The sequence below is a fragment of the Serratia sp. 201 genome (assembly GCF_037027545.1).
Lineage (GTDB): Bacteria > Pseudomonadota > Gammaproteobacteria > Enterobacterales > Enterobacteriaceae > Serratia > Serratia bockelmannii.
Window position 1 is genome coordinate 1 of record NZ_JAXCHC010000007.1, and the last position, 21,309, is coordinate 21,309.

20 protein-coding genes and 1 rRNA gene are annotated in these 21,309 nt (G+C 57.6%); 13 read left to right on the plus strand and 8 right to left on the minus strand.

Going from position 1 to position 21,309, the window contains the following annotated elements; genetic code table 11:
• Positions 1–80: ribosomal RNA gene (gene rrf / locus WA302_RS25355) — 5S ribosomal RNA — on the plus strand; the annotation flags it as partial.
• Positions 81–152: 72 nt separating this feature from the next.
• On the opposite strand, the gene mobB is transcribed toward rrf, so the two are convergent.
• Both mobB and mobA read right to left on the minus strand, forming a co-directional pair.
• Entirely contained in the window at positions 153–671 is a 519-nt protein-coding gene (mobB, locus tag WA302_RS24195; protein ID WP_049295012.1) for a molybdopterin-guanine dinucleotide biosynthesis protein MobB, read from the minus strand.
• A complete protein-coding gene (gene mobA, locus WA302_RS24200; RefSeq protein ID WP_025304724.1) occupies positions 671–1,258 on the minus strand; it encodes a molybdenum cofactor guanylyltransferase MobA in 588 nt (195 codons plus the stop codon). The genes mobB and mobA overlap by 1 nt, the downstream gene beginning before the upstream one ends.
• 148 nt (positions 1,259–1,406) lie before the next feature.
• Here mobA and WA302_RS24205 point away from each other — a divergent pair, with 148 nt between their 5' ends.
• The 3 genes from WA302_RS24205 (at position 1,407) to dsbA (ending at position 3,414) form a co-directional block, all read left to right on the plus strand.
• A complete protein-coding gene (locus tag WA302_RS24205; RefSeq protein WP_004931268.1) occupies positions 1,407–1,676 on the plus strand; it encodes a YihD family protein in 270 nt (89 codons plus the stop codon).
• 98 nt (positions 1,677–1,774) lie between these two features.
• Positions 1,775–2,761, plus strand: coding sequence for a serine/threonine protein kinase (locus WA302_RS24210; RefSeq protein WP_049209084.1), 987 nt, complete (start codon positions 1,775–1,777; stop codon positions 2,759–2,761).
• 29 nt (positions 2,762–2,790) lie between these two features.
• Positions 2,791–3,414 (plus strand): thiol:disulfide interchange protein DsbA, encoded by a 624-nt coding sequence (dsbA, locus tag WA302_RS24215; protein ID WP_025304721.1) that lies wholly within the window; start codon positions 2,791–2,793, stop codon positions 3,412–3,414.
• A 43-nt stretch (positions 3,415–3,457) separates the two neighbouring features.
• On the opposite strand, the gene WA302_RS24220 is transcribed toward dsbA, so the two are convergent.
• Positions 3,458–4,354: an acyltransferase gene (locus tag WA302_RS24220; protein WP_025304720.1), complete on the minus strand. Its 897-nt coding sequence runs from the start codon at positions 4,352–4,354 to the stop codon at positions 3,458–3,460.
• 497 nt (positions 4,355–4,851) lie between these two features.
• Here WA302_RS24220 and polA point away from each other — a divergent pair, with 497 nt between their 5' ends.
• Positions 4,852–7,650 (plus strand): DNA polymerase I, encoded by a 2,799-nt coding sequence (gene polA, locus WA302_RS24225; RefSeq protein ID WP_336064770.1) that lies wholly within the window; start codon positions 4,852–4,854, stop codon positions 7,648–7,650.
• Between the two features lie 191 nt (positions 7,651–7,841).
• Complete coding sequence (locus tag WA302_RS25360) at positions 7,842–7,889, plus strand: spot 42 RNA, inhibition of DNA synthesis (protein ID WP_071892919.1); 48 nt, start codon at positions 7,842–7,844, stop codon at positions 7,887–7,889.
• Between the two features lie 278 nt (positions 7,890–8,167).
• On the opposite strand, the gene yihA is transcribed toward WA302_RS25360, so the two are convergent.
• A complete protein-coding gene (gene yihA / locus WA302_RS24230; RefSeq protein WP_025304719.1) occupies positions 8,168–8,812 on the minus strand; it encodes a ribosome biogenesis GTP-binding protein YihA/YsxC in 645 nt (214 codons plus the stop codon).
• 734 nt (positions 8,813–9,546) lie between these two features.
• Here yihA and yihI point away from each other — a divergent pair.
• Both yihI and hemN read left to right on the plus strand, forming a co-directional pair.
• A complete protein-coding gene (gene yihI / locus WA302_RS24235) occupies positions 9,547–10,086 on the plus strand; it encodes a Der GTPase-activating protein YihI (protein ID WP_072008264.1) in 540 nt (179 codons plus the stop codon).
• A gap of 182 nt (positions 10,087–10,268) precedes the next feature.
• Positions 10,269–11,642, plus strand: coding sequence for an oxygen-independent coproporphyrinogen III oxidase (gene hemN / locus WA302_RS24240; protein WP_049209085.1), 1,374 nt, complete (start codon positions 10,269–10,271; stop codon positions 11,640–11,642).
• Positions 11,643–11,676: 34 nt separating this feature from the next.
• Here hemN and WA302_RS24245 read toward each other — a convergent pair whose 3' ends face one another.
• The 4 genes from WA302_RS24245 to glnA all read right to left on the minus strand — a co-directional run bounded on the left by WA302_RS24245 (position 11,677) and on the right by glnA (position 15,986).
• Complete coding sequence (locus WA302_RS24245; RefSeq protein ID WP_015379453.1) at positions 11,677–11,799, minus strand: YshB family small membrane protein; 123 nt, start codon at positions 11,797–11,799, stop codon at positions 11,677–11,679.
• 113 nt (positions 11,800–11,912) lie between these two features.
• Positions 11,913–13,325: a nitrogen regulation protein NR(I) gene (gene glnG / locus WA302_RS24250; RefSeq protein ID WP_025304716.1), complete on the minus strand. Its 1,413-nt coding sequence runs from the start codon at positions 13,323–13,325 to the stop codon at positions 11,913–11,915.
• Positions 13,326–13,333: 8 nt separating this feature from the next.
• Positions 13,334–14,383 carry a nitrogen regulation protein NR(II) gene (gene glnL / locus WA302_RS24255; RefSeq protein WP_004931246.1) on the minus strand — a complete coding sequence of 350 codons (1,050 nt, stop codon included), beginning with the start codon at positions 14,381–14,383 and terminating at the stop codon, positions 13,334–13,336.
• Between the two features lie 193 nt (positions 14,384–14,576).
• Entirely contained in the window at positions 14,577–15,986 is a 1,410-nt protein-coding gene (gene glnA / locus WA302_RS24260) for a glutamate--ammonia ligase (protein ID WP_025304715.1), read from the minus strand.
• Positions 15,987–16,356: 370 nt separating this feature from the next.
• Here glnA and typA point away from each other — a divergent pair, with 370 nt between their 5' ends.
• From typA to fabY, 5 genes are all read left to right on the plus strand, one after another.
• Positions 16,357–18,180 (plus strand): ribosome-dependent GTPase TypA, encoded by a 1,824-nt coding sequence (typA, locus tag WA302_RS24265; protein WP_004931243.1) that lies wholly within the window; start codon positions 16,357–16,359, stop codon positions 18,178–18,180.
• 165 nt (positions 18,181–18,345) lie between these two features.
• The gene (gene yihX / locus WA302_RS24270; protein ID WP_025304714.1) at positions 18,346–18,936 is read left to right on the plus strand and encodes a glucose-1-phosphatase; all 591 of its coding nucleotides are present in this window, start codon (positions 18,346–18,348) and stop codon (positions 18,934–18,936) included.
• A 51-nt stretch (positions 18,937–18,987) separates the two neighbouring features.
• The gene (locus WA302_RS24275) at positions 18,988–19,881 is read left to right on the plus strand and encodes a virulence factor BrkB family protein (protein WP_025304713.1); all 894 of its coding nucleotides are present in this window, start codon (positions 18,988–18,990) and stop codon (positions 19,879–19,881) included.
• On the plus strand, positions 19,878–20,315 hold the full coding sequence (gene dtd, locus WA302_RS24280) for a D-aminoacyl-tRNA deacylase (protein WP_025304712.1): 438 nt from the start codon (positions 19,878–19,880) through the stop codon (positions 20,313–20,315). The genes WA302_RS24275 and dtd overlap by 4 nt, the downstream gene beginning before the upstream one ends.
• Before the next feature lie 21 nt (positions 20,316–20,336).
• Positions 20,337–21,284, plus strand: a complete 948-nt coding sequence (gene fabY, locus WA302_RS24285) for a fatty acid biosynthesis protein FabY (RefSeq protein ID WP_025304711.1) — start codon at positions 20,337–20,339, stop codon at positions 21,282–21,284.
• Positions 21,285–21,309: the final 25 nt, after the last annotated feature.

The window sequence follows — 21,309 nt, forward strand, 5'->3', positions numbered from 1 at the left end:
ATGCCGAACTCAGAAGTGAAACGCCGTAGCGCCGATGGTAGTGTGGGGTCTCCCCATGCGAGAGTAGGACACTGCCAGGCATCAAATAAAGCCGAAAGCCCTGAACTGACGTTCAGGGCTTTTTGCTGTGCGTAAAACGTAAAAAAGCGCAGCTACGCTGCGCCTTTCAACCACTCGACAATAAAATCGGCGATGCTTTCCGGCTGATTGAGATCCAACTGCTTAGCCGTGATGGATAGCGGTCGGTCGCTGGCTACCGCCACGACAAACTGATCCAGCATGTCTTCTAGCGGCCTACCGATCTCGGCCCGATAAAGCAGGATCTTGCTGACCGGCTCATGTTTGAACCCTTCCACCAGAATCAAGTCGACCTTATCGGCATCAAAACGCTCTGCCAGGTAGCGTAGATCCAAAGGTTGTTGCTCCGGCGTTTCGGTCATCAATGCCCAGCGGCGATCGCTGGCGACCAACGTTTGGTCGGCACCCGCTTTGCGCAGCTCATAGCTGTCTTTACCCGGTATATCCACATCCATATCGTGGTGCGTATGCTTTATCAGCCCAACCCGCACCTGGCGCTGTTTCAGCAGCGGGATCAGCTGTTTGAGCAAGGTGGTTTTTCCCGTTCCGCTATAGGCACCGATGGCCAGCAAAGGGGGCAATGAACGATTCATTACTTTAGCTCTCGTGCTTGCTGCCAATTCCGGCAGTCTTCCGGCGTATTCAGGTTATGAAATGCCGCTTGTTGTCCGCAGAACGCCACGCGTTGTGCCCCAATTTGATGCAGGAACAGCATCAGCTTGCGTTCACCTCGGGCCAGATAGTCAGCCAGCTGCGGTGCTATTTGGCTATGCAATAACGCCAGCGTAGGGTGATCTCGTTCACCATCGCTGGCAAAGGCCGCCTGCGCCGCGCCTTTTTGCCGCCAGAGTTGTGCGACTAAGTCGGCGGGAAAGTCGGGGACATCACAGGGGACAAAGACCACCCATTCGCTGTGAGCCTGTGTGAGCCCGGCGAGCATCCCGGCCAACGGCCCGGCGAAGTCGGGCGTCAGATCGCCAATCACCGGCAAACCGCTCGCCTGGTAACGTGCCTGATTGCGATTGGCGCTGATGGCGACGGAGGCCACTTGCGGGCGTAACCGAGCCAATACGTGTTGATAGAGTGCGATCCCGCCAATCGACACTAGGCCTTTGTCTTCACCGCCCATGCGCGTGGCCCGTCCGCCGGCCAAAATGACGCCGCTGATTTCTTTATGCATCTCGTTTATCCCGCCTTGTCGATGCGCTGATTGTAGCGCTAAAGCCAGCGCGACATCAGGATTTACCTTTATTGACAAGCCGGTTCTTTCACTGCGTGGGTAAGCCTGTTACTTTGTGAGTTTATTCATGCTATTGGACGATATTGAGATGAAAACGCATCGCGTAAACGAGTTGATCGAGCTGTTGCACCCGGCCTGGCAGGAAGATCCCGATCTCAATTTGATGCAGTTTTTGCAAAAGCTGGCGAAGGAAGCGGGCTTCCAGGGCGAGTTGTCCGAATTGAGCGATGATATTCTTATTTACCACCTGAAAATGCGCGGTAGCGCCGGCACGGATCAGATCCCGGGTCTGAAGAAAGATTACGAAGAAGATTTTAAAACGGCGCTGTTGCGCGCTCGCGGCGTTATCAAGGACTGATCCTCGTGCGGTGCGAGAAAGCATAGCGCGTGAAATGCGCCATTAATGCTACTATTTCTCATTCCCGGCACCATGCTGTCAGCGATCAAACGAACGTTATGAATAACTCTGCTTTTAATTTCGACACCCTGTCGCCCGATTTGATTATGGACGCGCTAGAAGGGATTGGCCTGCGCGTTGATTCCGGCCTGACGGCGCTGAACAGCTATGAGAACCGCGTCTATCAGTTTATGGACGAAGATCGCCGACGCTACGTGGTGAAGTTTTACCGTCCGGAGCGCTGGAGTGCCGCACAAATCGGTGAGGAACATCAGTTCGCTCTGGATCTGGCCGGCGCGGAGATCCCGGCGGTGGCGCCGCTGGCGCTGCAAGGCACTACGCTGCATATGCACGGCGGTTTTTTCTTTACGCTGTTCCCCAGCGTGGGGGGCCGGCAATATGAGATAGACAATCTGGATCAGTTGGAATGGGTAGGCCGTTTTCTGGGGCGTATCCATCAGGTCGGCGGTGAGCGTTTGTTTGCTGAGCGGCCGACCATGGGGATTGAAGAGTATCTTATTGCCCCGCGTCAGGCGCTGGCCGATTGCGAGCTGTTGCCGGCAGCGCAGCGTGAAGCGTTCCTGCAGGCGACGGATAACCTGATTGCGGCGATCAAGCCGCACTGGCATCTGAACTGGCAGCCGCGTCGTTTGCACGGCGATTGCCATCCGGGCAATATTCTGTGGCGCGACGGCCCGCTGTTTGTCGATCTTGATGACGCGCGCAACGGCCCGGCGGTGCAGGATTTGTGGATGCTGCTGCACGGTGAACGTCGCGATCAACTGATGCAGCTGGATGTCTTGCTGGAGGCGTACGGCGAATTTGCCGAGTTCGATCAGCGCGAGCTGGCGTTGATTGAACCCCTGCGGGCGATGCGCATGGTGTATTACCTGGCCTGGGTCGCTCGCCGTTGGCAGGATCCGGCCTTCCCTAAGAGTTTTCCGTGGATGGCGGAGTCTGATTTCTGGTTGTCTCAGACTGCGGCCTTCACCGAACAGGTTAAGCTGTTGCAGGAGCCTCCTCTGCAGCTGACGCCAATGTATTGAAGCTTTAACACAATGGAGAGTTTAGTCTTATGAAAAAAATATGGTTGGCGCTCGTTGGCATGGTGATGGCATTCAGTGCCTCGGCGGCACAGTTTAGCGATGGCACTCAGTATGTGACCTTGGACAAGCCGGTGACCGGCGAGCCGCAGGTACTGGAGTTCTTCTCCTTCTACTGCCCGCACTGCTACCAATTTGAGCAGGTCTATCACGTGTCCGAAAACGTGAAAAAGGCGCTGCCTGCCGGCACCAAAATGACCAAGTACCACGTGGAGTTCCTGGGGCCACTGGGCAAACAGCTGACTCAGGCGTGGGCGGTGGCGATGGCGCTGGGCGTGGAAGATAAAGTAAGCCCGCTGATGTTTGAAGCGGTGCAGAAAACCCAGACCGTGCAAACGCCGGACGATATCCGTAACGTCTTCGTAAAAGCGGGCGTGACCGCCGCAGATTATGACGCAGCTTGGAACAGCTTCGTGGTGAAATCTCTGGTGGTTCAACAGGAGAAAGCCGCGGAAGATCTGCAGCTGCGCGGCGTGCCGGCGGTATTTGTGAACGGCAAATACATGGTTAAAAACGATGGCCTGGATACCAGCTCGATGGACGCTTACGTGAAGCAGTTCGCCGACGTGGTTAAATTCCTCAGCCAGCAGAAATAAGCCTGATTCAACATGAAAAACGCCGGCATTGCCGGCGTTTTTTTTATCCATATTGCCGCTTCAATTTATCCAGCAACCGGTCTTTTTCCTGCCACAGCGTATTCAGCCATAGCTGGAAGCGCCGCTTGAACAGCTTGTCGTTGAAGTAGTCCCCGTGCAGGGTTTCATCGATCGGCAACGTCTCAATTCTTACTACGATACGCGTCAGACGACCGCACAGCATGTCCAGAAAAGGCCGTTGGTTATTTTCCGGATAGAGCAGGGTAACGTTCAGCACTTTGTCGAACTGATTGCCCAGCGCGCTAAGGGTAAACGCGATGCCGGCGGCTTTGGGCGCCAGCAAATTGCGGTAGGGTGAATTGCTTTTAATTTTCTTGGCTTCGGTGAAGCGCGAACCTTCGACGAAATTGACGATGGTGGTTGGGCGCTGGCGGAATTTTTCGCAGGAACGGCGCGTCGTTTCGATATCCTTGCCGCGTTTCTCCGGGTGCTTGAGCAAATAGGCACGGGAGTAACGTTTCATGAATGGCATATCCAGCGCCCAGCAGGCCAGGCCGACGAAAGGTACCCAGGCGAGCTGTTGCTTGAGGAAATACTTATTCATTGGAATATGATTTCTGAACAGCACGCACAACACGACAATGTCTGACCAACTTTCGTGATTGCTGATCAGCAGATACCAGTTTTTACGATCCAGCCCTTCCAGCCCTTCAATATCCCAACGCAATTGCCCGTTAATACGCAATAACAGCGCCAGCCCCTGACACCAACACCACATCATGAAATCGGCGAAAGCCGAGATATATCGCCAGACGGCGGGAATGGGCACCAGGAGTTTCACGATGCCGGCCAACGTGATGGGGATGGAACACAACACCGTCACCAGAATGGTGAGTATGACGGAAATGATAAAGATAACAGGCGTTAACAATCTTGGCATGGTTATGGGCTGACGGTTGTTGGGAACATCGTTGCATGCCAAAGCGCATGAACAAAAGCCTATTTTAACAGAGATCGTCGGGGTAAAGCGCCGCTAAAAATCACTGTTTTTCGTCTCATCGGATAACCATTTGCTGAGTTTTCGTGCAACTTTCCCAGCTTGTGCTAGGGTAATTGAGGCGCCGAATTTGATTAATAGTGCGATTAAAATCCGGCGAAAGTTATATCCACAAATTCAATAAAAGCCAGTAATAAAGCGTCGCCGGAATTCGTTCTTTTAACGCGGTGATTTAAATAGGAATTTTATTCGCCGTTATAACGATAATCACAGCGTTATAATTCGGTCTCTTTTCTATGCACAAAGTTATCCACAGGTAAGATCTTGCGGATCCTCGCGCACCATCACATCATTTTCGTCCGCAATGCACGCTAAGGTTCGTCTCCGGCGGCCAGCTATGGCATGCTTACCCCTATGTCCGATCACGATAAAGAAACGCTATGGCCCAGATTGCAGAAAACCCACTAATCCTGGTTGACGGTTCCTCCTACCTCTACCGCGCTTATCACGCCTTCCCGCCGCTGACCAACTCGGCGGGCGAGCCAACCGGCGCGATGTATGGCGTGCTGAATATGCTGCGCAGCCTGCTGCTGCAGTATCAACCGAGCCACGTTGCCGTGGTGTTTGATGCTAAAGGGAAGACCTTCCGCGACGATCTGTTCGCTGAATACAAGTCACACCGGCCACCGATGCCGGACGATTTGCGTGCGCAGATCGAGCCGCTGCACAGCATGGTCAAGGCGATGGGCCTGCCGCTGCTGGTGACGCCCGGCGTTGAGGCGGACGACGTCATCGGTACGCTGGCGCTGGAGGCCGAAAAGGCCGGCCACGCGGTGCTGATCAGCACCGGCGACAAAGACATGGCGCAGTTGGTGACGCCGAACGTCACCCTGATCAATACCATGAACAACACGATCCTCGGCCCGCAGGAAGTGTGCGATAAATATGGTATTCCGCCGGAGCTGATCATCGACTTCCTGGCGTTGATGGGCGATTCATCGGACAACATTCCCGGCGTGCCGGGCGTGGGCGAGAAAACCGCCCAGGCGTTGCTGCAGGGGATCGGCGGGCTGGATGCGCTGTACGGCAATCTGGAGAATATCGCCACGCTGAGCTTCCGCGGCGCCAAAACCATGGCGGCCAAGCTGGAACAGAACAAAGAGGTCGCGTATCTCTCCTATAAGCTGGCGACGATCAAAACCGACGTCGAGTTGGATCTGACCTGTGCGGACCTGACGGTCTCCGCGCCGGATGTCGACACGTTGCAACAGCTGTTCAAACAGTACGAGTTCAAACGCTGGCTGGCGGACGTGGAGGCCGGCGTCTGGCTGGAAAACAAGAAAGCCGCGGGCGCGAAAGCTGCCGGCGCCGCCAAATCGGCCATCGCTGCGGAAACGCCGAAAGCGCTGGCGGAGGCCAAGCTGTCTCAGGACGGTTATGTCACCATCCTGGACGAAACGACCTTTACCGACTGGCTGGCGCGGCTGAAAAAGGCCGACGTATTTGCCTTCGATACCGAAACCGATGGCCTGGATACGCTGACCGCCAACCTGATCGGCCTGTCCTTCGCGATCGCGCCGGGTGAAGCGGCTTATTTGCCGGTGGCACACGATTATCTGGATGCACCGCCACAGCTGGATCGCACCTACGTGCTGGAAGCGCTCAAGCCGCTGCTGGAGGACGAGAAGGCGCTCAAGGTCGGGCAAAACCTGAAGTTCGACATGAGCCTGCTGGCGCGCTACGGCATCGAGATGCGCGGTATCGCCTATGACACCATGTTGGAGTCCTATGTGCTGGACAGCGTCGGTGGCCGTCATGATATGGACAGCCTGGCCGATCGTTATCTGGGCCACAAAACCATCACCTTCGAAGAGATCGCCGGCAAGGGTAAAAACCAGCTGACGTTCAACCAGATCGCGCTGGAGCAGGCGGCGCCTTACGCCGCCGAAGACGCGGATGTCACGCTGCAGCTGCACCTGGCGATGTGGCCGCAGCTGAAACAGAGCGCGGAGCTGCTGACGGTATTCAATGAGATTGAAATGCCGCTGCTGCCGGTGCTGTCGCATATCGAACGCACCGGGGTGCTGATCGATCCGGCCATTTTGTCGGCCCACTCTCAGGAGCTGGCCAAGCGTTTGGCGGAACTGGAGGTGCAGGCCCATGAGCTGGCGGAAGAGCCGTTCAACCTGGCGTCGACCAAGCAGCTGCAGGCTATCTTGTACGAAAAACAAAAGCTGCCGGTGCTGAAGAAAACCCCGGGCGGGGCGCCGTCCACCAACGAAGAGGTGCTGGCCGAGCTGGCGCTCGACTACCCGCTGCCGAAGGTGATCCTGGAATACCGCGGCCTGGCGAAGCTGAAGACCACCTATACCGATAAGCTGCCGCTGATGATCAATCCGGTCAGCGGCCGGGTGCATACCTCGTACCATCAGGCGGTGACCGCTACCGGCCGTCTCTCCTCGAGCGATCCGAACCTGCAGAACATCCCGGTGCGCAACGATGAAGGGCGACGCATTCGCCAGGCCTTTATCGCGCCGGAAGGCTACCGCATCGTCGCGGCCGACTACTCGCAAATCGAGCTGCGCATCATGGCGCATTTGTCACAGGATGAAGGGCTGCTGAAGGCCTTCGCCGAAGGGAAAGACATTCACCGCGCCACGGCGTCGGAAGTTTTCGGCGTGCCGTTGGATAAAGTGACCGGCGAGCAGCGCCGCAGCGCCAAGGCGATTAACTTCGGCCTGATTTACGGCATGAGCGCCTTCGGCCTGGCGCGTCAGCTGGGGATCCCGCGTGGGGAAGCTCAGCGCTATATGGATCTCTACTTCGAGCGTTACCCAGGCGTGCTGGACTACATGGAGCGTACCCGCCAGCAGGCCTCAGAACAGGGCTATGTCAGCACGTTGGATGGTCGCCGTCTGTACCTGCCGGACGTCCGCTCCAGCAATGGCATGCGCCGCAAGGCGGCCGAGCGCGCCGCTATCAACGCCCCGATGCAGGGCACGGCAGCTGATATCATCAAGCGTGCGATGATTGAGGTCGACGCCTGGCTGCAAGGGCAGGAGAAGCCGTTGGTGCGCGCAATCATGCAGGTGCACGATGAATTGGTGTTTGAGGTGCACGAGTCGGTGCTCGAAGAAGCCAGCCAACGTATCCGCCAATTGATGGAAGGCAGCATGACCTTGGCGGTGCCGCTGAAGGTTGACGTGGGCGTCGGCATGAACTGGGATGAGGCGCACTGATCGTCGGGTTATCGCCGGATGCGCTAACTGGCGATAACCTAAGCACTTTTCGTAATTAAGCTACAAGATTCGGCGATAGTTTCCCCAACTTCGCCGTTCTTGCGCCGCAAATTGTGTAAGTAAACTACAAAAAATTCTTTTTCCCTGCGAAAAAATGATGTAGAGTTACAGGCGTAGGGTACAGAGGTAAGATGTTCTATCTTTCAGACCTTTTACTTCACGTAATCGGATTTGGCTGAATATTTAGCCGCCCCAGTCAGTATTGACTGGGGCGTTTTTTATTGTAAAAACAGCAGCAAACCATACGTTTTTCCTATCGCTCCGCACCGCTTTTCGTTCCTGCTTCCATCCTTTCGACTCGCGTAATCCGGCGAGATAAGCCAGCCCTGGCGATAAGTTTTTATGATGGCTTTATTTCAAAACTGTAATTAGATAACAAAAAATTTCGTCTGCGGCCGTTCGACGGGGATAAAAAAGCCGATGCGGTGAGGCATCGGCTCTGGCGTTAGGCCTGGGCTTATTCGCCGGTTTCGTCTTCCGGCAGCACTTCCGGCGGGATCTCGTTAAACCAGGTGTCCAGCTTCTGGCGCAGTTTGTCGACGCCGATCTTTTTCAGCGATGAGAAGGCTTCGACCTGGATATCCCCCATAAACGGCAGCACCGCTTCACGCACCATGTTGAGCTGCGCCTTGCGTGCGCCGGAGGCCAGCTTGTCGGCCTTGGTCAGCAGCACCAGCACCGGCGTGCCGACGTCGACCGCCCACTGGATCATCTGCTGGTCGAGATCTTTCAGCGGATGGCGAATATCCATCAGCACCACCAGGCCTTTCAGGCTGTTGCGCATCTGCAGATATTCGCCCAGCGCGCGCTGCCATTTGCGCTTCATCTCTTCCGGCACTTCGGCGTAGCCATAGCCCGGCAGGTCGACCAGGCGGATGCCGTCTTCCACTTCGAACAGGTTGATCAGCTGGGTGCGCCCCGGCGTTTTACTGGTGCGCGCCAGGCTTTTTTGGTTGGTCAGCGTATTCAGCGCGCTGGATTTACCGGCGTTGGAACGGCCGGCAAAGGCGACTTCAATTCCTGCATCCCCCGGCAGATGGCGAATATCGGGTGCGCTGGTGACGAAATGGGTCACATGATAGTTGTAGTTCTTGCTGGTCAAAATTTTTCGTCTCCGTGAGGATGGCTAACTGGTTGGCGATTATAACTGCATCAGCGGTAAAAATGGCGTGTTTCTCCGTTTTTAAGCGGCGGGACGCGATAAAACGGCAGTTATGCCGCGTGTGCGTTGTGAGACATTTGCCATTCGAATCGCGGGTAATGTCGCTTTATTCGAAAGTGATATTTTTGTTTTTGTTTTAAAAACAAAGCGTTGTTTTTTCGTTGTAGGGAAATGTCGTTCAAATTGGCGTCAGGTGCCTTGAGCCTTCGCAACAATAACGTAAAGTAGTCGTTAACGCAGGGTTGCGCAGGATTAGGGAACATCCGGGAAGGATGACAAATCTCAGGGAATGCACAGGGCGTGCAATGAGTGCCAGGATGAACGCAAAAGGAAGTGACCCTTTCGCACCGGAACAGGCGGCAGGCACATCGGATGGTGAAGTATCGGCAGTTTGGATGCCCGCAGGAAGCGCGCTCGGGAAGAGCGGATGCGAATGGATTGCGCCATGGACGATTTTCCTTTCAGGATGAAGGACGTAGTGGCAGGGAATGCGGTTATAGCAGAAGGAAAAACCGGGATGTTGCATGTACGCAAGGAGCGCGTAACAGGAATACCCTTCGCAAGAAGGTGCGAAATAGGCGGCAGGTTTAACCTGCCGCCTTTTTTCTTTGTCCGCTTTCTGCTAGATTCCGCCGCAATTCTATACTGAATCTACATACCTAAGAGCACACGCTATGAACCAGCCATCAAAAGCACCTCGCGGCAGCGCGGCGAAGTCAAAAACGAAAAAGAAAAGCCGTATGGAGCTCGATCAGGAAGCGCGTGAGCGCAAACGCTTGAAAAAGCGCCGCGGCCTCGCTTCCGGTTCGCGCACCCAGGTCGAGTCCGGCAGCCAGAAGAACAAATCGGCGGCAGAAGCCAAAGATCCACGTATCGGCAGTAAAGTGCCGGTTGCGCTGGTGGTCGACGAAACCAAAGTGAAGGCCAAACCGCAGCCGAAGCCGAAGGCCGAAGCGAAACCACGCCTGTCGCCGGAAGAAGAGTTGGCGAAGCTGGAAAATGACGAGCGCCTGAACGCGCTGCTGGATCGCATCGACGACGGCGAAACGCTGAACGCGGAAGAGCAGACCTATGTCGACAAAACGCTGGATCGCATCGATGTGCTGATGGACGTGTTGGGTATCGAACTGGGTGAAGACGACGACGAAGAAGAAGAGAAGCAGGAAGATATTCTGAAGCTGCTGAAAGGCGGCAATCCGAAAGACGCCTTTTAACGCGCCATGTGGCTAATCCCGACAATAGCCCTACTCTTGATGTGTTATCTGCTGTGGTTATTCGGTAAACTATGGCGGCTGTCTAAGCGCAAAGCGCGTTTTCGCAGTGCTTCCGTGGCCAGACAGCGCAGACAACCGCCTCTCTCCCGGCCCGGTAGAAAAAGATATCGGAAGGAGTGAGCATGTCAGAGCAGACGATTGTCTGGGATTTGGCCCTGATCCAAAAATATAACTACTCAGGGCCGCGTTATACCTCATACCCCACGGCGCTGGAGTTTAACCAGTGCTACGACGAAGCGGCGTTTCAACGCGCCGCTGCGCGCTATCCTGAGCGACCGCTGTCGCTGTACGTGCATATCCCCTTCTGCCATAAGCTGTGCTACTTCTGCGGCTGCAACAAGCTGGTGACGCGCCAGACGCACAAGGCCGACGAATACCTGAACGTTTTGGCGCAAGAGATCGCCAGCCGTGCGCCGCTGTTCGCCGGCCGTAAAGTCGGCCAGATGCACTGGGGCGGCGGTACGCCAACCTACCTGGACAAAGCACAAATCAGCCGGCTGGTGGCGTTGCTGCGCGAACACTTTGATTTCCTGCCCGATGCGGAGATGTCGATCGAGGTCGATCCGCGCGAGATAGAGCTGGATGTGCTCGATCATTTACGCGCAGAAGGCTTTAACCGTCTGAGCATGGGGGTGCAGGATTTCAACAAGCAGGTGCAGCAGCTGGTCAACCGCGAGCAGGACGAAGCCTTTATTTTCGCCCTGATCGAGCGGGCCAAAGCGCTGGGCTTCCGCTCAACCAATATCGATCTGATCTACGGCCTGCCGAAACAGACGCCGGAAAGCTTCGCTTTCACGCTGCAGCGGGTGGCTGAGCTGAATCCCGATCGCCTCAGCGTGTTCAACTACGCGCATATGCCCAACTTGTTCGCCGCCCAGCGCAAAATCAAAGACGCCGATCTGCCGGGCGCGCAGCAGAAGTTGGATATCCTCCAGCAGAGCATCGCGTTCCTGACCGACGCCGGCTATCAGTTCATCGGCATGGATCACTTTGCCCGCCCGGACGACGAGCTGGCGATCGCCCAACGCGAAGGCAAGCTGCACCGCAATTTCCAGGGCTACACCACTCAGGGCGACAGCGATCTGCTGGGGCTGGGCGTGTCGGCCATCAGCATGCTCGGCGACAGCTATGCGCAGAACCAGAAAGAGCTGAAGCGTTACTATGACAGCGTGCAGGCGCAGGGCAACGCGCTGTGGCGCGGGCTGGCGCTGACGGACGACGATTGCCTGCGGCGCGATCTGATCAAAACGCTGATCTGTAACTTCCGATTGGCGTATCAGCCGCTTGAACGGCAATACGGCATCGATTTCACCGCTTACTTCGCCGAAGACCTGCAGCTGCTGGCGCCGTTTGAACGCGATGGGCTGGTGGAGCGCGACGAGCAAGGCATTCGCGTCACGCCGCGCGGGCGCTTGCTGATCCGCAATATCTGCATGTGCTTCGACCGCTATCTGCGGCAACAGGCGCGCAGCCAGCAGTTCTCTCGGGTGATCTGAGGATGAAAAAACAGCCGCTGATGCGGCTGTTTTTTTAACTGAAGAAGTTAATCAGCGCGGCGCACAACACCGCGGCGACCGCCGCCTGCGGGGTGTGGCTGGCGGCGGAGCCCAGCTCCGCGCCCTGAGAAATGAACACGATGAATGAGTCCAGCATCGTCAACCTCCAGAGTGTGCGACATGATCATACTGCGCCCGCTCCGGCTGTAAAGCCTGAGGTTGGCGTTTTTTTGTGCGCCGGACTGCGTTTTTCATCATCCACCCACGCTCCTATTCCATGCCCAGCTCTTTGAGCTTGCGGGTCAGGGTATTGCGTCCCCAGCCCAGCAGGCGTGCGGCTTCCTGTTTGTGCCCCTGGGTGTGGCGTAGGGCGGTGGTGAGCAGCGTACGCTCCATCTCCGGCTGCGCTTCCGACAGCAGGTTTTGATGACCGGAACGCAGCGCGCGATCGGCCCACTGAGCCAGCAGCGTGGCCCAGCTGTCCGGCAGGCTGTGGCTGGGGCTCTCCGGCGCGGCGGTTTCGAACAGTTCGCTCGGCAGATCCTGAATCAGCACCTCTTGCCCGGCGGCCATCACCGTCAGCCAGCGGCAGGTATTCTCCAGCTGGCGCACGTTGCCCGGCCAGGGCAGGCGGGTCAGCGCGGTTTCGGTTTCCGGATGCAGGTTCTTGGCCTCGACGCCTAACTCTTTGGCGGCGATCTGCAGGAAGTGGCGCGCCAGCCGCGGGATGTCTTCCCGGCGCTCGCGCAGCGGCGGCAGGTGTACGCGGATCACGTTCAGGCGATGGAACAGGTCTTCGCGGAACTTGCCTTCCTGTACCCGCAGCTCCAGGTTTTGGTGCGTGGCGGCGATAATGCGCACGTCGACCTTCACCGGCGCATAGCCGCCGACCCGGTAGAACTGGCCGTCCGCCAGCACCCGCAGCAGGCGCGTTTGCACGTCGAGCGGCATATCGCCGATCTCGTCGAGGAACAGCGTGCCGCCGTCGGCCTGTTCAAAGCGTCCCTGACGGATTTGGTTCGCACCGGTGAAGGCGCCTTTCTCGTGGCCGAACAGCTCCGACTCGATCAGATCCTTGGGGATGGCAGCCATGTTCAGGGCGATGAACGGCGACTTGGCGCGCGGGCTGTGGCGGTGCAGCGCATGCGCCACCAGCTCCTTGCCGGTGCCGGATTCGCCGTTGATCAGCACGCTGATCGACGAACGCGACAGCCGGCCGATGATGCGAAACACGTCCTGCATCGCCGGCGCTTCGCCGATGATGTCCGCCGCCGGATCGCTGGCCGGCTGGCTGCGCACCGGCTGCTGCTGCTCCTGATAATGGCTGATGGCGCGCTCGACCAGCGCCACTGCTTCGTCGATGTCGAACGGCTTCGGCAGGTAGTCGAAGGCCCCTTGCTGATAGGCGCTGACGGCGGCATCCAAATCCGAATGCGCGGTCATGATAATCACCGGCAGCATCGGATGGCGCTGTTTGATCTGTTTGAGCAGCGCCAGGCCGTCTATACCCGGCATGCGGATATCGGATAGCAGCACGTCGGGGGTTTGCGTGGCCAAGGCTTCCAGCACGTCATTGCCGCCTTCGAAGGTGGCGCAGCTCAGGCCCGCGCCGGTGAGCGCGCGCTCAAGCACCCAGCGGATGGAGCTATCGTCATCGACGATCCAGACTATCCCTCGTTGCATAGCAAACCTCACTGACGAATGGGCAGGTAGACCGAGAATTCGGTATGACCTGGCCAACTGTTGAATTCAATTTTTCCGCAATGCTGATCGATCAGATTGCGGGCGATGGATAATCCCAGGCCGGTACCGCCTTCACGGCCGCTGACCATCGGGTAGAACAGCGTGTCCTGCAGCTGCGCCGGCACGCCGGGGCCGTCGTCTTCGACGTCGATACGTGCCGCCAGGCGGTAGCGGGTACCGTGCAACGTAATCTGAAACGCGGTGCGGGTGCGCAGCGTGATGGTGCCGCCCGCCTCGCCCAGCGCCTGCAGCGCATTGCGGGTGATGTTCAGCAGCACCTGTTCTATCTGATCCGGGTCATGAGCCATTTCCGGCAGACTCGGATCGTAGTCGCGCACCAGCGTGACGTTATCCGGCATTTCCAGGGACACCAGTTGGCAGACGCGCTCCGCGACCTGATGAATGCTCTGGGTAATATGCTGGCCGGGCCGCTGCGGCCCGAGCAGACGATCCACCAGATTACGCAGCCGATCGGCCTGCTCAATGATCACCTTGGTGTATTCGGTCAGCGCCGGATCGGGCAGCGCTTTGGCCAGCAGCTGCGCTGCGCCGCGCAGGCCGCCCAGCGGGTTTTTAATTTCGTGCGCCAAACCGCGCACCAGATCGCGGGCTGCCACCTGTTGGGCATGTTGCAGCTGTTCCTGGCTCAGGCGGCGCTGATTGTCCATCGGCGCCAGCTCGACCAGGATATAGCCTTCCGGCAGCGCCTGAGCGGTCAGGGAAAGGATATGCGCGCGGCCGTCGACCACCAGGGTCACTTCGTTGTCCGTGAAGCCCTGCCCGGCGCGCAGGCTTTCACGCATCAGAGAGACGTTCAGCGAAAAATAACCGAGCAAATCGGGCAGCGGCGTGCCGAACAGCTTGCGGGAGCTTTGCGCCAGCAGCTGCTGTGCCGCCGGGTTGGCGTAGTGAACCGCCAGAGAGTCATCCAACAGCAGGATGCTGTTGATGAGTGAATTGAGGATCTGCCCAGCATCGGGCAGCTTGCCAGTTGCCATACAGCAGACTCCTGCACCTTTTTAGTGCATCTATCCTACTCCATCCGGGATCGGCGCGGTATGGAATAGTTTTGCAGAAAATACGGTGGAGAAAAAAACCCATCCGAAGATGGGCTGAAAGTTTCCACGGCAACAAAAAAGCGATAACAAAAATATGGGCGCCGTCCGCCTGCGCAGACGGCGCGGGTAGGGCTTAGACGCTGTAGTACAGTTCGAACTCAACCGGGTGTGGCGTCATACGAACGCGGTCCATCTCTTCTTTGCGCAGTTCGATGTAGGCATCGATCGCATCGTCGGTGAACACGCCGCCGCGGGTCAGGAACTCGCGGTCTTCGTTCAGTGCGGCCATCGCCTCGTCCAGCGAGCCGGCCACTTTTGGGATCTCGGCTTCTTCTTCCGGCGGCAGGTCGTACAGGTTTTTGTCCATGGCGTCGCCAGGGTGGATCTTGTTGATGATGCCGTCCAGGCCGGCCATCAGCAGTGCGGCGAAGCACAGGTATGGGTTAGCCGCCGGATCCGGGAAGCGGGCTTCGATGCGGCGCGCTTTCGGGCTGGCGACCACCGGGATACGGATGGACGCGGAGCGGTTACGGGCGGAGTAGGCCAGCATCACCGGCGCTTCGTAGCCCGGCACCAGACGTTTGTACGAGTTGGTGGTCGGGTTGGCCAGGGCATTGATCGCCTTGGCGTGCTTGATGATGCCGCCGATGTAGAACAGCGCGGTTTCAGACAGGCCGCCGTATTTGTCGCCGGCGAACAGGTTGGTGCCGTTCTTGGACAGCGACATGTGGCAGTGCATGCCGGAACCGTTGTCACCGAACATAGGCTTCGGCATGAAGGTCGCGGTTTTACCGAAGGCGTGCGCCACGTTATGCACCACGTATTTGTAGATCTGAATTTCGTCGGCTTTCTTGGTCATGGTGTTGAAGCGGGTTGCCACTTCGTTCTGACCGGCGGTCGCCACTTCGTGGTGGTGCGCTTCAACCACCAGGCCCATCTCTTCCATGGTCAAACACATGGTGGAACGCAGATCCTGCGAAGAGTCGACCGGTGGAACCGGGAAGTAACCGCCTTTCACCGCCGGACGGTGGCCTTTGTTGCCGCCGTCGTATTTTGTGCCGGAGTTCCAGGCGCCTTCGATGTCGTCGATGGCCACGTGGGAACCGCGGATGCTGCTGCCGAAGCGAATGTCGTCGAACAGGAAGAATTCAGGCTCTGGCCCGAACAGGACGGTGTCCGCGATGCCGGAGGAGCGCAGGAAATCTTCGGCGCGTTTGGAGATGGAACGCGGGTCGCGATCGTAGCCTTGCATGGTGCCCGGCTCGAGAATGTCGCAGCGAATGATCAGCGTTGGTTCTTCGAAGAACGGATCCAGAACCGCCGTGCTGGCATCCGGCATCAGTACCATGTCAGATTCGTTGATGCCCTTCCAACCACCGATAGAGGAGCCGTCAAACATTTTGCCTTCTTCGAAGAAGTCGGCGTTTACCTGATGAGCCGGGATAGTCACGTGCTGTTCCTTACCCTTGGTGTCAGTGAAACGCAGGTCTACGAATTTCACTTCATGCTCATTCAGCATCGTCAAAACGTGTTCAGCGGACATACTTAACTCTCCCGGTTTATCATTGTCGTCGTCGTGGAACGAATCTGTGGAACTGGCTTTTTTTCGCCTTGAAAAGACTAAAGCGAAAAGCGTGCCAACTTTTTAAAAAGGCGTTCATCGCCTTTCTGCGCGGGTTTTACCCAGCCACAGTATGCACCATCAGCGATAAATTGCACCGTCATGGTGCAATTGGGGTGAGCGTGGGCACCGAAATGGTGCAAAAGTGCAACGATTGCGGCTTTTTGCACCGTGAAAGGGATCACAAACTGACCGGTACGCGGTTGTTTATAAGAGATGGTTGTGATCTTGTTTAGTCCCTCGCTTAATACGTGTACAATAGCGCGCTATTTCTAATGCCCGAGGCAAAGCTGTGATCGAAAATTTGCGTAACATCGCCATTATTGCCCACGTTGACCATGGTAAAACCACCCTGGTTGACAAGCTGCTGCAACAATCCGGTACTTTCGGAGAGCGTGCGGAAGCCACCGAACGCGTAATGGACTCCAACGATTTGGAGAAAGAGCGTGGGATTACCATCCTCGCAAAAAACACCGCCATTAATTGGAATGGTTACCGTATCAACATCGTGGATACCCCAGGACACGCCGACTTCGGCGGTGAGGTAGAGCGCGTGATGTCGATGGTTGACTCGGTGCTGCTGGTTGTGGATGCAATGGATGGCCCTATGCCGCAAACCCGCTTCGTGACCAAGAAGGCCTTCGCCAACGGTCTGAAGCCGATCGTGGTCATCAACAAGGTTGACCGCCCTGGCGCGCGCCCTGACTGGGTTGTGGATCAGGTGTTCGACCTGTTCGTGAACCTCGACGCGACCGACGAGCAGCTCGACTTCCCGATCATCTACGCTTCTGCGCTGAACGGCATCGCCGGCGTCGATCACACCGACATGGCGGAAGACATGACCCCGCTGTATCAGGCGATCGTCGACCACGTGTCTGCGCCGCAGGTTGAGCTGGAAGCGCCATTCCAGATGCAGATCTCCCAGTTGGACTACAACAACTACCTGGGCGTTATCGGCATCGGCCGCATCAAGCGCGGTAAAGTGAAGCCGAACCAGCAGGTCACCATCATCGACAGCGAAGGTAAAACTCGCAACGGTAAAGTGGGTAAAGTGCTGGGTCACCTGGGTCTGGAGCGTATCGACAGCACCCTGGCGGAAGCGGGCGACATCATCGCCATCACCGGCCTGGGCGAGCTGAACATCTCCGACACCATCTGCGACACCAATGCCGTAGAAGCGCTGCCGGCGCTGTCCGTCGACGAACCGACCGTCACCATGTTCTTCAACGTCAACACCTCGCCGTTCTGCGGTAAAGAAGGTAAGTACGTGACGTCGCGTCAGATCCTTGACCGTCTGAACAAAGAGCTGGTGCACAACGTGGCGCTGCGCGTTGAAGAAACCGACGATGCGGACGCCTTCCGCGTCTCCGGCCGTGGCGAGCTGCACCTGTCGGTGCTGATCGAAAACATGCGCCGTGAAGGTTTCGAGCTGGCGGTTTCCCGTCCGAAAGTTATCTTCCGCGAAATCGATGGCCGCAAGCAGGAGCCATTCGAGAACGTAACGCTGGATATCGAAGAGCAGCATCAGGGTTCCGTGATGCAGGCGATGGGCGAGCGTAAAGCTGACCTGAAAAACATGGATCCGGACGGTAAGGGCCGCGTACGTCTCGACTACGTGATCCCAAGCCGCGGTCTGATCGGCTTCCGTAACGAATTCATGACCATGACTTCGGGTACCGGTCTGCTGTACTCCACCTTCAGCCACTACGACGACGTGCGTCCGGGCGAAGTGGGCCAGCGTCAGAACGGCGTGCTGATCTCTAACGGCCAGGGCAAAGCGGTCGCGTTCGCGCTGTTCGGCCTGCAGGATCGCGGCAAGCTGTTCCTGGGCCACGGTGCGGAAGTGTATGAAGGCCAGATCATCGGTATTCACTCACGTTCCAACGACCTGACCGTAAACTGCCTGACCGGTAAGAAGCTGACCAACATGCGTGCTTCCGGTACCGACGAAGCGACTACCCTGGTTCCGGCCATCAAAATGACCCTGGAGCAAGCTCTGGAGTTCATCGATGACGACGAACTGGTAGAAGTGACGCCGACCTCGATCCGTATCCGTAAGCGTCACCTGACGGAAAACGATCGTAAGCGTGCCAGCCGCGGTCCAAAAGATGCTTAATCGCTGATTGAGTGTCCCCTGCTTAGGGCGCGGTTCTCGCGCCCTGAGTTTTTTCCTCTGTTGTTCCCCGTTTGTGCGGCGCGCTATGCGCTTTTCCGTTCGCTCCCTGTTCAGCTGTTCCTTTTCCCGCTACAGTGAAATCTCACCGGCCCATAGGAGAGGACTATGCTGTATATCTTTGATTTAGGTAATGTGATCGTCGATATCGATTTCAAGCGTGTGCTGGGCGTGTGGAGCAATTTGAGCGGCACGCCGTTGGCGGTGCTGTCCGATCGTTTCACCATGGGTGAGGTGTTCCAGCAGCATGAGCGCGGTGAAATCAGCGATGAAGACTTCGCCGGCAAACTGTGCGATGAAATGGGCATCGCGCTCAGCTTTGAGCAGTTCGCCACCGGTTGGCAGGCGGTATTCGTCGCGCTGCGCCCGGAGGTGATCGACATCATGCAGCGCCTGCGCAACGAAGGTCACCGGGTGGTGGTGCTGTCGAACACCAACCGTCTGCACTGCAACTACTGGCCGCAGCATTACCCTGAAGTGGCTGCCGCCGCCGATCATCTCTATTTGTCGCAAGATCTCGGCATGCGCAAACCGGAAGCCAACATCTACCAGCATGTGCTGGCCGCGGAAAACACCGCTGCCGCCGACGCGGTGTTCTTTGACGATCACCCGGCGAACGTCCTCGCCGCGCAGGCGCTGGGGATCAAGACGGTGCACGTCACCGATCGCGACGTGGTGCCGGCCTATTTTGCTCAATGAGCACAGGGCGCGTTAAGCTTAAGGCGTATCAACGGACATCAAGGAGTGACCATGTCGTTTTTCCGCCGCAAGAAGCTACCCTCTGCGATTAAGCCAAGCGTCACCTTCGGACGGCTCCTGTACCAACGCATCGACCACGATGGCCTGACGATGTTGGCGGGCCATCTCGCCTACGTTTCCCTGCTGTCGCTGGTGCCGCTGGTCACCGTGGTGTTCGCCCTGTTCGCCGCTTTCCCGATGTTTTCCGACATCAGCGAACAGCTGAAGAGCTTTATCTTTTCCAATTTCGTGCCGGCCGCCGGCAATGTGATCCAGAACTACCTGGAACAGTTCGTCGCCAATTCCAACAAGATGACCGCCGTCGGCACCTGCGGGCTGATCGTTACCGCGCTGCTGTTGATTTCCTCGGTGGACAGCGTGCTGAACACTATCTGGCGCAGCAAGAACAAGCGGCCGATCGTCTTCTCCTTCGCCGTGTACTGGATGGTGCTGACGCTGGGGCCGCTGCTGGTGGGCGCCAGCATGGCCATCAGTTCTTACCTGCTGTCGCTCAACTGGTTGGCGCAGACCGGCGTCAATGGCCTGGTGGATCAGGTGCTGCGCATCTTCCCGCTGATTTTGTCGTGCATCTCCTTCTGGCTGCTGTATTGCATTGTGCCGACGGTGCGCGTGCCGCCCAAAGATGCACTGATTGGCGCGGTGGTGGCCGGATTGCTGTTCGAACTGGGCAAGAAGGGATTCGCGCTGTACGTCACCATGTTCCCCTCCTATCAGCTGATTTACGGCGTGCTGGCGGTGATCCCGATTTTATTCCTGTGGGTCTACTGGAGCTGGTGTATCGTGTTACTCGGTGCGGAAATCACCGTGACCATCGGCGAATACCGCGACTACCGTCGGCAGAAGGCGGAGCAACAGGAACAAAAACCAGAAGGGCAGCAGGAATGATTGCGTTGATTCAACGGGTGTTAAACGCCAGCGTCACGGTGGGTGGCGAGACAGTAGGCAAGATTGGCCCCGGTTTGTTAGTGTTATTGGGCGTGGAGCAGGGCGATAACGAGCAAAAAGCGCAGCGCCTGTGCGAACGCGTGTTGGGATACCGCATTTTCGGCGACGAAAACGACAAGATGAATCTCAACGTCCAGCAGGCCGGGGGCAGCGTGCTGGTCGTTTCGCAGTTCACCCTGGCGGCGGACACCCAGAAGGGCATGCGGCCCAGCTTTTCGCGCGGCGCCGCGCCGCAGGAAGCCGATCGGTTGTATCAATATTTTGTAGGCCAATGCCGTGAACGCGGCGTAGAGACCCAGACCGGCGAGTTCGCCGCCGACATGCAGGTGGCGCTGGTCAACGATGGTCCGGTGACATTCTGGCTACAGGTCTAAGCATTCGGAGAACAGGCGTCTATGTATCACCTACGAGTACCCGTAACAGAGCAAGAACTGAAGGAGTATTACCAGTTTCGCTGGGAAATGCTGCGCAAGCCGCTGCACCAGCCGGTGGGTTCGGAAAAGGATGCCTATGACGCCATGGCCCATCACCAAATGGTGGTGGACGAGGCCGGTAAAATTGTCGCCATCGGGCGGCTGTATATCAATGCCGACAACGAGGCGGCGATCCGTTTTCTAGCGGTAGACCCGACGTTGCAGGATAAAGGGTTGGGAACGCTGGTGGCGATAACGCTGGAGTCCGTCGCACGGCAGGAAGGCGTGAAGCGGGTGGTGTGCAGCGCCCGTGAAGACGCGGTGGATTTCTTCGCCAAGCTGGGCTTCGTCAATCAGGGCGAGATCACCGCGCCGCAGACCACCCCGATCCGTCACTTTTTAATGATCAAACCGGTGGCGACGCTGGACGATATCCTGCATCGCCCTGATTGGTGCGGCCAATTGCAGCAGGCCTGGTATGAACACATTCCGCTGAGCGAAAAGATGGGCGTGCGCATCAGCCAATACACCGGCCAGCGCTTCGTCACCACCATGCCGGAGATCGGCAACCAGAATCCGCACCACACGCTGTTCGCCGGCAGCCTGTTCTCGCTGGCGACGCTGACCGCCTGGGGGCTGATTTGGCTGCTGCTGCGCGAGCGCCATCTCGGCGGCACCATCATTCTGGCGGACGCGCACATTCGCTACAGCAAACCGATTACCGGCAGGCCGCGTGCGGTGGCGGATCTGGGCTCGCTGAGCGGAGATTTGGCGCGTCTGGCGCGCGGCCGCCGCGCGCGCGTGCACGCCGAAGTGCATCTGTTCGGCGACGAGGATAAGGGCGCGGTATTCGAAGGCACCTACATGGTGTTGCCGGCCGAGCCGGATGTGCCGCTGGATCAGGGCGGCTCTGAAGCGCTGGAAGAGTAGGGTGGCGGCCCTGCCCTGAGAGCGG